This window comes from uncultured Tateyamaria sp. (assembly GCF_947504105.1).
Taxonomy (GTDB): Bacteria; Pseudomonadota; Alphaproteobacteria; order Rhodobacterales; family Rhodobacteraceae; genus Tateyamaria.
The window spans coordinates 1-7,815 of the sequence record NZ_CANNGP010000083.1; the positions used below are offsets into that span (position 1 = coordinate 1).

Here is a 7,815-nt window from a genome sequence, read left to right on the forward strand (position 1 = left end):
GTGAACGCCGCGCTCTGAACTCCCTCGATGAAATCCGGGGGAACAGGTAAGAGGTGTCAGACTCGGAACACTAGGGTATGGCCGTCATGGGCGACAAATCGTTGTGGCTGGTAGTATCCCAAAGATCGCTTGTTTCGCTGCAATGTGATCAAGCATTGCGGCATTGCCCCCTCAAACAACTGATCATTGAAAAAATCGAAAGCTGTTTGAAGCTCTTGATATGTTTCGACGGTTGGTGTTTGGTTAGACATAGAAATCTCCTAAAGAAGAGAAAATCTTCCTGTATTGTGCAATGCAGAAGTTGGTTTGTGAATCCCCCTACCCTTTCACCTTCGACAAATATCCTGCGGGGGTCTGGGGGTGCAAAACCCCCTGTTGGCGCGGAGCGACAAACTACCAGCTTCAAGTTATCCAGTCGGGGCTATTTCGACCTTGGGAGAAATCGACCTGACCGCAGCACCCCGAAAGCGGAGACGCCAAACATCGGAGCGTCGGGGTGTGGGTAACTTGAAGCTGGTAGAGCCCACCTCACCTGTTCCATTCGGCCAGATGGGTTTTGAGCATTTCCCCTAGCTCGGCATCATATTTGTCGAGGAAGGACCGGAAGATAACAGCGGGTTTTGGTGCCTGGCCACCAGGTGGGAGGTTGGTTTCAATGTCCCGAATGTAATTAGCCAACACAACCGTGAAATCGGACGTGGCAGGGAATGTAACTGTGGCCCGTATTTGTGAAACCGTTCCCTGATCTGCCGCGTTGCTCTTTGTCAGTGCCTTGTTATCCGGTGTGGCCGGTTCGCGGGCTATATCGGCGGTGCGAGCAGTTTTCAGTTCGGTAGTGCGATTCAGACGGCTCATTGGTTCAGGTCCTCAAGCAGTTCGTTCATAAACTTGGTAGAAGCTTCTACCGCCCGCTCCAATTTGGCCACTTGATTGCGATCGCGTTTCAGGGCGTCTTTACCTTTTTTCGCAAGGTCAGCCTCAGCCTTTTCCAATAGGCCATTTAATGTGGTGCCGTAAAAATGGGCAGTGTTGTAAGATGTCAGATGAGGAAGCCCATTGTAGCATGTAAAGTTCTCTCTCAATGCCTGACGGGCTTCCAGAACCTCTTTGCCTGTGGCTACAAGAGACTTTGTGAACATGATCCGAAAGAACTCAAGTGGATCATCGTCGGGTGCAATCAGATTGAGCGACGCGGAAAGGTTGGCAAAAGTCTGGGCAACTGGTTCGTATTCGCCGCTATCGCCGTTAGTGGGACATATGACCCGATCAGCTGCCGACATCGCCATTGCGGAGGTGTGGGATGACTTGCCTTTCGTATCCACGAGTAGGAAGTCTGGGTCCTCTTTCTCGATTTCCATCAACGCCTCTTGAGTCTTGTCGGCGTTTGTTTGGTCGTTCTCGCTAAAGTAGATCTGTCGTACGCTAAGTGCGTTTTCATCGGGTAAACGATAAGTGCCGTCATTGGCTGCGAGCCAAGATGCCAGTGTTCCCTGATCGTCCAGGTCAGCTACGACAACGGTCTTGCCCGTTGCCTCAAGGGCTGACGCCAGTGCCATAAGAGCGGTTGATTTTCCCGCCCCACCCTTACTGTTCGCGAAAGTTATAATCTGCATGTTCGCCTCAACTTGTTTTTCTGCGTGCGGAGCATAAAACATTATGCGGCGCATGATAGACCATGCTTAACATCAGTTATCCATGCCCGCAATAAAAAACCATGGTTAGCATAAGAAGCTATGTATAGCATGAAGAACAATGCTTAGCATGAGAAGTCGTGTTAAGCATGATAATACATGCCACGCATAAAATACTATGGATAGCATAATAACCTGTGCTGCGTGACCTATGCTTTATGCGATATGTTGTATGCGGTATGCTATATGTTCCGCCATTGCCGAAAAATGACGTCTTAAGAGCCAGGTTTGGCGCGGGGCGGGGTAGGGGTGCCAGACTAGTGAAAGGTGGCTCAGCGAGGCGCTCAGCGGCTCTGGTGGCGAAATAGGGTCGCCTGGGGCGACACGATTTGAGGCTTTCAGCCGCGCTTTCATTGCATTCCAGCGCTTACCTCAAGCATCGGGGCTTGCTCATGGTCTTCGCAAACCCCTCCAAAGGAGATTTATTGCGGTCCGGCCACGCGGCGCTTGTCCATTTACAATGGGCGCGTGTCCTGCAATAAATCGGTTATAGCAGGATATGCGTTCTGTAATCGAAAATCGGATTTGTGTTTTGCCCGCGCTAAAGAATTTCAACCGAGCAGCCCAGAAACGGGCTTTGAAAATGCTTCAAGGCGGCATGTCCGACGTGGAAGTGGCAGCAAAGCTTGGCGTGAAGCGTGATACGATCTACAGGCTCAAAAAACGCATGAGCTTCACCAGTTCGGCGCAAAAGTCGGCAACGCGAAGCATCTCTTTCCGTCTATCGGAGGACGAGTTTCGGGCTTTCGCAAGCCTGGCGATTGAGTGCGGGTGTAAATCAAACGCCGAATTTGCCCGCGTTCTGTCTCGATCTGCCACCGGTTTTATCGAGGTTTCGCGCGAGAAAGCCGACGAACTGGAAGAGATCCGGTATGAGCTGAACAAGATCGGGACGAACATCAACCAGATTGCCTGGGCAGCGAATTCAAAAAAGATCGAATTGGTGGCCTCGCAATGGAGTGACATACGTCAGTTGAAAACCGACATTGGGTCACTGCGAACCTACTTGGCAGCCGTTGTTGCTGAAACGCGGCGGCGTGGAACCCGCCTCTGGCGCAAGTCGGAGTACGGTCATGAGTAATTCTGACAGCTTTTTCGATAACATTAAGTGGTTGGAACGCAAGCCAGTCCCGGTCCCCAGCAGCAGGGGCGGTCGTGGCCGCGCGCCGCAGAAATTGGCGGGCGGCCAAGTCTGGCGTGTTCTGAATGGCAGCAATGCGGCTGTGTTCAAGAAGATCCGGAACGCGGGAACTCACCATCCGAAGCAGCTTGCGGGCCAGATGGCATATGTGAACGGTAAAGCTGAACTGGTGTTTGGCAACGGCGTTTCATATGAGGCTGGCGACGCCGCCCTGTCGCTCGAAGCGGTAGAGGAAATGATCGAGGATTGGTCCGAAGGCTGGAAAGGCCAACCCAAGAACGGCCAAACAACACATCTCGTATTGTCGTTTCCTGCATATGTGACAGGTGAACAGGCGGCGGCAATCACCGAGGAATGGTGCTATGAAATGTTCCAGTCGGTCGATGGCGGTCTTGATGAATGGTCTTACTACGCGGCTTTACATACTGATGTTCCACACCACCCCCACGTTCATGTGATCGTCAATAACCGTGGTGTGCGGCACGGTGATTGGTTTTACATGGCCGAAGGCCACGATTTTTCCTACCAGTCGATGCGACAGCGCATGGTTGAAATCGCCGAGCCTTATGGCGTTTATATGGATGCCACATCGCGTCTTGAGCGCGGTGTGATCGAGTATGCACCAAGCGATGCCGAATATCGGCGGTCGATCCGGATGGGGATCGAACCGAAGGGCAGGGCGCGCGAAGGCGAAGCCCTTAACACCGCATATGAAAAACTGAATGCCTACGCGGAACAGTGCCGTGAAATGGCCGATATCGCAGAAGGCATTGAACATATCGACATGGCTGAAAAACTGCGCGCAGCGGCCACTGATTTAGAGGAAGCGCGCCCAATCTATGTATCCGGAGGACGAAAGATGGAAATTGATCTGAACCAACACCCCGCAGACATTCGGGATGCCCTTAATCAATGGGCAACCGCGAATGAACCAAAGCTAGCGCAGCTTAGCGCAGAAGATCGACGGGAAGTGACAGAGCAGCTTTATAAGACGCTGGATCACATCGAAACGGTGCTGGATCGCGACTATCAAGTGAACTGGACGCCGGATGCGGCGCGGATGCCGGCATACTCTCAGCCGTTTGCTAACGCGGTAGCAGGTGACACTCAGGCGCTTGAGAAACTGTCATATGAATATGCCGCCTACATTGACCCCCCCCAAGTTGAAGGCATTACAGCTACTACCGACGCTTGGTTAGACAACTTTTGGGGTGGCGAGTTCCTCAATGACTATATCAGCACCGGAAAAGTGCCAGAAGAATATGGAGCCGCGCTGGAAGCTGTTGAAGCGGCGTACTCTGATCTGTCCAACGGTTCTCTTGCAGATGGCCGAGAAGCTATGTTGCAAATTCGCGAACGTGCCACTGCTGCTGGCCTTGATCCAGACGAAATCGAAAGCCGCATGACACGGGGCGCAGAGAATGCGCGCGACGAAGAAGAATGGTCGGTTTCTGATATGGAAAAGGTTATTGCCCATGAAGGACTAGACGGGACCAACGACGCAGACATCACCAAGGCGACGTCCATCCTGTCTGGCGTTCATGACTTCATCGCGGAACGCATGGACGAGCTTTACAACCGCCACCGTGAGGTGAACAACATCGAGCTACGCGCAACTGCGCACCAGGTTGCACGGGAAGTTACATCTTATGGTACCGCTGCGTTTGATGGCCCCGAGGCCGAACGTCATTTCTTGGAGCAGATGCGCGCCACCTATGGTCAGGTCGGTATCGCGGAAATTGCATCAGGCGGTCATGACCATCTGAAGGACATCACCCAGGACGAGCAACAACAACGCGACATAGCGCTGACCATTCTTAAACTTGAGAAGAAACACAACGTTGTCGAACTGGACAGTGCAACCGTTCAGACAGGGATTGACCAATATACTCCTTCTGTTGGTCACGAACAGGACGGTCACTCTATTTAAAATCGGCTTAATAATGGGATTTAAGCAATGGTACGCACAACATTCACACTGAGTTTTGCAACACTGTGCGGGTTGGCAGTCGGCATCCTAGTTGGTGGCCTTTATCTTGCGATCCAGCACGGTGCCAATATCAACACCATGAACCCACTTTACCTTTTGGATAACCTACCAACGCTCGAAAGGGTGCAAACCGCGCCATATCGCGAAAGCTACCTGATGGTGCTGGCTGCGATCGTCGTCTGTCTTATCTTGGCCGCGATCGTCGTATTTCGGGACAATCTGACCATCTACGGCGACGCTCATTTTCAGAACAAAAACGAGCTTCGGCGGAATGGTATGCTTGCACCGGTTGGCTCTGGCCTTTTGTTCGGAAAATTTGTGCGCCCCCCCGCGCACCCAAAAGGTAAGCCGATCACGATCAGCAAGCGCCATCCGATCCTGGCCAAGAAAAACGCACCTTTTGTCTCCGCCTCATATGATCTGTTCCCGAATGCCATGGTCTGCGCACCGACAGGTGCAGGTAAGACTGTAAGCTACGTTATTCCGGTCGCCCTGACATTTCCTGGCTCCATGGTGATCCTTGATGTGAAGGGTGAGATTTTTGAGGAAACGTCCCGCCACCGAGCTAACGTGATCGGTGACAAGGTGTATAGGTTCTCACCTTTCGACTTCGAGAACCCGTCACATCAGTACAATCCTCTTTTTCGCATTTCCAAGATCAAGAATTTGGAGCAGCAGTTTACCGAACTGCAAAAGGTGACAAGTCTCTTTCTGCAAGTCGAAGGAGCAGGAGCGAAAGATTTTGTGGAAGGTGGCGGTGAACTGGTCGTGGCCGCTGGTCTCCTGGCCATCGAGCGTGGCAACGCTACCTTTGGAGAGATCTATCGCATCATCTACGGGAGCGGCAGAGAGGAAGATGTTGGAGAGAACGCTTCTCAGCGGCTCTTAGCTGCGGCCAAAGAAACAACGAACCCCACAGTGCGCCAAATCTTAAGCGAGTATGCCGGGCACGATCAGAGAATACGCGACAGCTACCTTTCTGTTCTGAAAACTGCGGGGTTGCGCCAATGGTCGAACCCGAAGGTAGAGAGGATTACCCGTCGCAACGACATTGATTTTACGACCATTCGAAAGGTGCCGCAGACAATCTATCTGGTGGTCGCATCAGACGACATTGAGCCTCTGAGTTCCCTGATCCGTCTGTTCTTTACCGAGCTTATGGCGTTCCTGCGCCACAGCACTCCGGGGAAGGACGAGCCATTTCCAGTAAAAATCTTGCTGGATGAGTTTGACCAGCTGGGGCACATGCCCATCTTTGTTAAGGGCATCAAGCAAGTGCGTGGCCATGGCGGCCGCATTTCAATGATCACACAGTCAATTCCGGGTTTGCAAACGATCTACACTGAGAACGAACGCCAATCGCTTGAAGCCGGGGCAGGGGTCAAACTCTATATCAGCGCGAACGAAGATGTGACGGCGAAAGAGATTGAAACGTCCTTGGGTACCAGAACCGGACTAGCAGTGTCACATTCATATGATCGTGGCGATGTGGGTATGGCCAAAGGATCTGTTTCGAAGCACTCCGAAGATCGACCACTGTTGAGCGCCGCGCAAATCAGACGGTTGGACGATGACAAGGTCATCATCTTGCCTCAACGTCAGCAACCCGTTTTGGCAGACAAGATCAAGTTCTATCAGGACCCGTTCCTAAGACCCCTTTGGGAGAACCAGACCGGCGCATTTCCGTACCCATCAAAAGAGAGTGAAGAACAGGCCAATATCAGTGTCACTGTCAGCATTGAACAAACCAAGGTCGCCAACTTGGAGAAGAAAGTAGAAGCGCTGACAAACGAGCTAAAAGCCGTCCGAAATGGGAAAGAGCAGGGGCAGGCGGTATCGCAGAGCGCTGGTAAAATTGCACAGCGCCGCGCTTCCCAAAGAGTCGCACCGAGAGAGCCAGTGGCGGATGAAGATCAGGAAATCGTTCGTGATAACGTGAATAAGCTGAACGAGGTTTTGCAGTCCAAATTGGCGAAGGCCAAGCGGAAAGCCGAGACAGAATGAGCTATCCAGGCGGAAAGAACGGGGCAGGGGTCTATCAGTCGATCATCAATCAGATGCCGCCCCACGACGTCTACATTGAGGCCTTCCTGGGCGGCGGAGCGATCATGCGGAACAAGCGGCCCGCACGCTTGAATATCGGGATTGACCTGGATCGAATGGCGCTCGCGCAGACAAAGGCACGCGTGACGGCCGGCCTCGCCATTTCTGACGATGCTATGGGTCCCATCGCCAAATACGGCGATGCGCGATTCACGTTTGAAGCTGGGAATGCCATCGAATATTTAAGCCGCTACCGATTTCACGGTGGGGAACTTGTCTATTGCGACCCACCGTACATGCACGACACGCGCAAGGTTCTAGACCTCTACAACTATGAAATGACGGACGCAGACCACGCCGCGCTACTGGATGTGCTGTGCGGCTTGCCCTGCATGGTCATGTTGTCGGGCTACTTTACCGAGTTTTACAAAGATCGGTTGAACGGGTGGCACAGCATTCAGTTTCAAGCCATGACACGGGGCGGCGAGCCCGCAACCGAATGGCTCTGGATGAATTTTGCGCCGCCAATTGAGCTACACGATTATGGGTTCTTGGGATCGAATTTCAGGGAGCGTGAGCGGATCAAACGCAAAAAAGACCGCTGGACCGCACGGCTTGAGAAGATGCCGTTGTTGGAGCGACAGGCGATGCTCGCGGCGATCCGCGACGCCTGGCCCGCTGCAGCATCGTCAAATCCGGCGATGTTGGAATCCGACACCGCTGTTTCTGACGATGCCACAAATCAACCGACCAGCTGGGCCGGTTGAACGCTTATTACTTTTCTTCGACAAAACCGATGATCGGATCTCGCATCGCTTAAATCGGCGATGGCCCGGATCTACCGAGTTAGTTCGCCTGGGCCGACTTGTAATGGGTGCCCGTCCGTTGAACTCGGCCTGTTTGGCCAGGGCGGTGTCTGTTACGCTGCTTGGGCAGCGTAACGCCAGGGG

6 protein-coding genes are annotated in these 7,815 nt (G+C 52.9%); 4 read left to right on the forward strand and 2 right to left on the reverse strand.

Annotated features, from left to right (window positions below; genetic code table 11):
* Nucleotides 1-528 precede the first annotated feature (528 nt).
* Entirely contained in the window at nt 529-855 is a 327-nt protein-coding gene (locus Q1A75_RS22890; protein WP_299593241.1) for a hypothetical protein, read from the reverse strand.
* Nucleotides 852-1,667 carry a division plane positioning ATPase MipZ gene (locus tag Q1A75_RS22895; RefSeq protein WP_299593239.1) on the reverse strand — a complete coding sequence of 272 codons (816 nt, stop codon included), beginning with the start codon at nt 1,665-1,667 and terminating at the stop codon, nt 852-854. Before Q1A75_RS22895 ends, Q1A75_RS22890 begins: the two co-directional genes overlap by 4 nt.
* Before the next feature lie 622 nt (nt 1,668-2,289).
* Between Q1A75_RS22895 and mobC the strand changes: the two genes are divergently transcribed.
* The 4 genes from mobC to Q1A75_RS22915 all read left to right on the forward strand — a co-directional run bounded on the left by mobC (nt 2,290) and on the right by Q1A75_RS22915 (nt 7,632).
* The gene (gene mobC / locus Q1A75_RS22900; protein ID WP_366142231.1) at nt 2,290-2,772 is read left to right on the forward strand and encodes a plasmid mobilization relaxosome protein MobC; all 483 of its coding nucleotides are present in this window, start codon (nt 2,290-2,292) and stop codon (nt 2,770-2,772) included.
* Nucleotides 2,773-2,914: 142 nt separating this feature from the next.
* Nucleotides 2,915-4,762: a relaxase/mobilization nuclease domain-containing protein gene (locus tag Q1A75_RS22905; protein ID WP_299593236.1), complete on the forward strand. Its 1,848-nt coding sequence runs from the start codon at nt 2,915-2,917 to the stop codon at nt 4,760-4,762.
* 27 nt (nt 4,763-4,789) lie between these two features.
* On the forward strand, nt 4,790-6,826 hold the full coding sequence (locus tag Q1A75_RS22910; protein ID WP_299593233.1) for a type IV secretory system conjugative DNA transfer family protein: 2,037 nt from the start codon (nt 4,790-4,792) through the stop codon (nt 6,824-6,826).
* On the forward strand, nt 6,823-7,632 hold the full coding sequence (locus Q1A75_RS22915; RefSeq protein WP_299593230.1) for a DNA adenine methylase: 810 nt from the start codon (nt 6,823-6,825) through the stop codon (nt 7,630-7,632). The genes Q1A75_RS22910 and Q1A75_RS22915 overlap by 4 nt, the downstream gene beginning before the upstream one ends.
* The last annotated feature ends 183 nt before the right edge of the window (nt 7,633-7,815 follow it).

Coding starts and splice junctions, on each gene's coding strand:
- Q1A75_RS22890 (WP_299593241.1), bottom strand. CDS start 855: ATGAGCCGTCTGAATCGCACTACCGAACTGAAAACTGCTCGCACCGCC.
- Q1A75_RS22895 (WP_299593239.1), bottom strand. CDS start 1,667: ATGCGCCGCATAATGTTTTATGCTCCGCACGCAGAAAAACAAGTTGAG.
- mobC (WP_366142231.1), top strand. CDS start 2,290: ATGTCCGACGTGGAAGTGGCAGCAAAGCTTGGCGTGAAGCGTGATACG.
- Q1A75_RS22910 (WP_299593233.1), top strand. CDS start 4,790: ATGGTACGCACAACATTCACACTGAGTTTTGCAACACTGTGCGGGTTG.
- Q1A75_RS22915 (WP_299593230.1), top strand. CDS start 6,823: ATGAGCTATCCAGGCGGAAAGAACGGGGCAGGGGTCTATCAGTCGATC.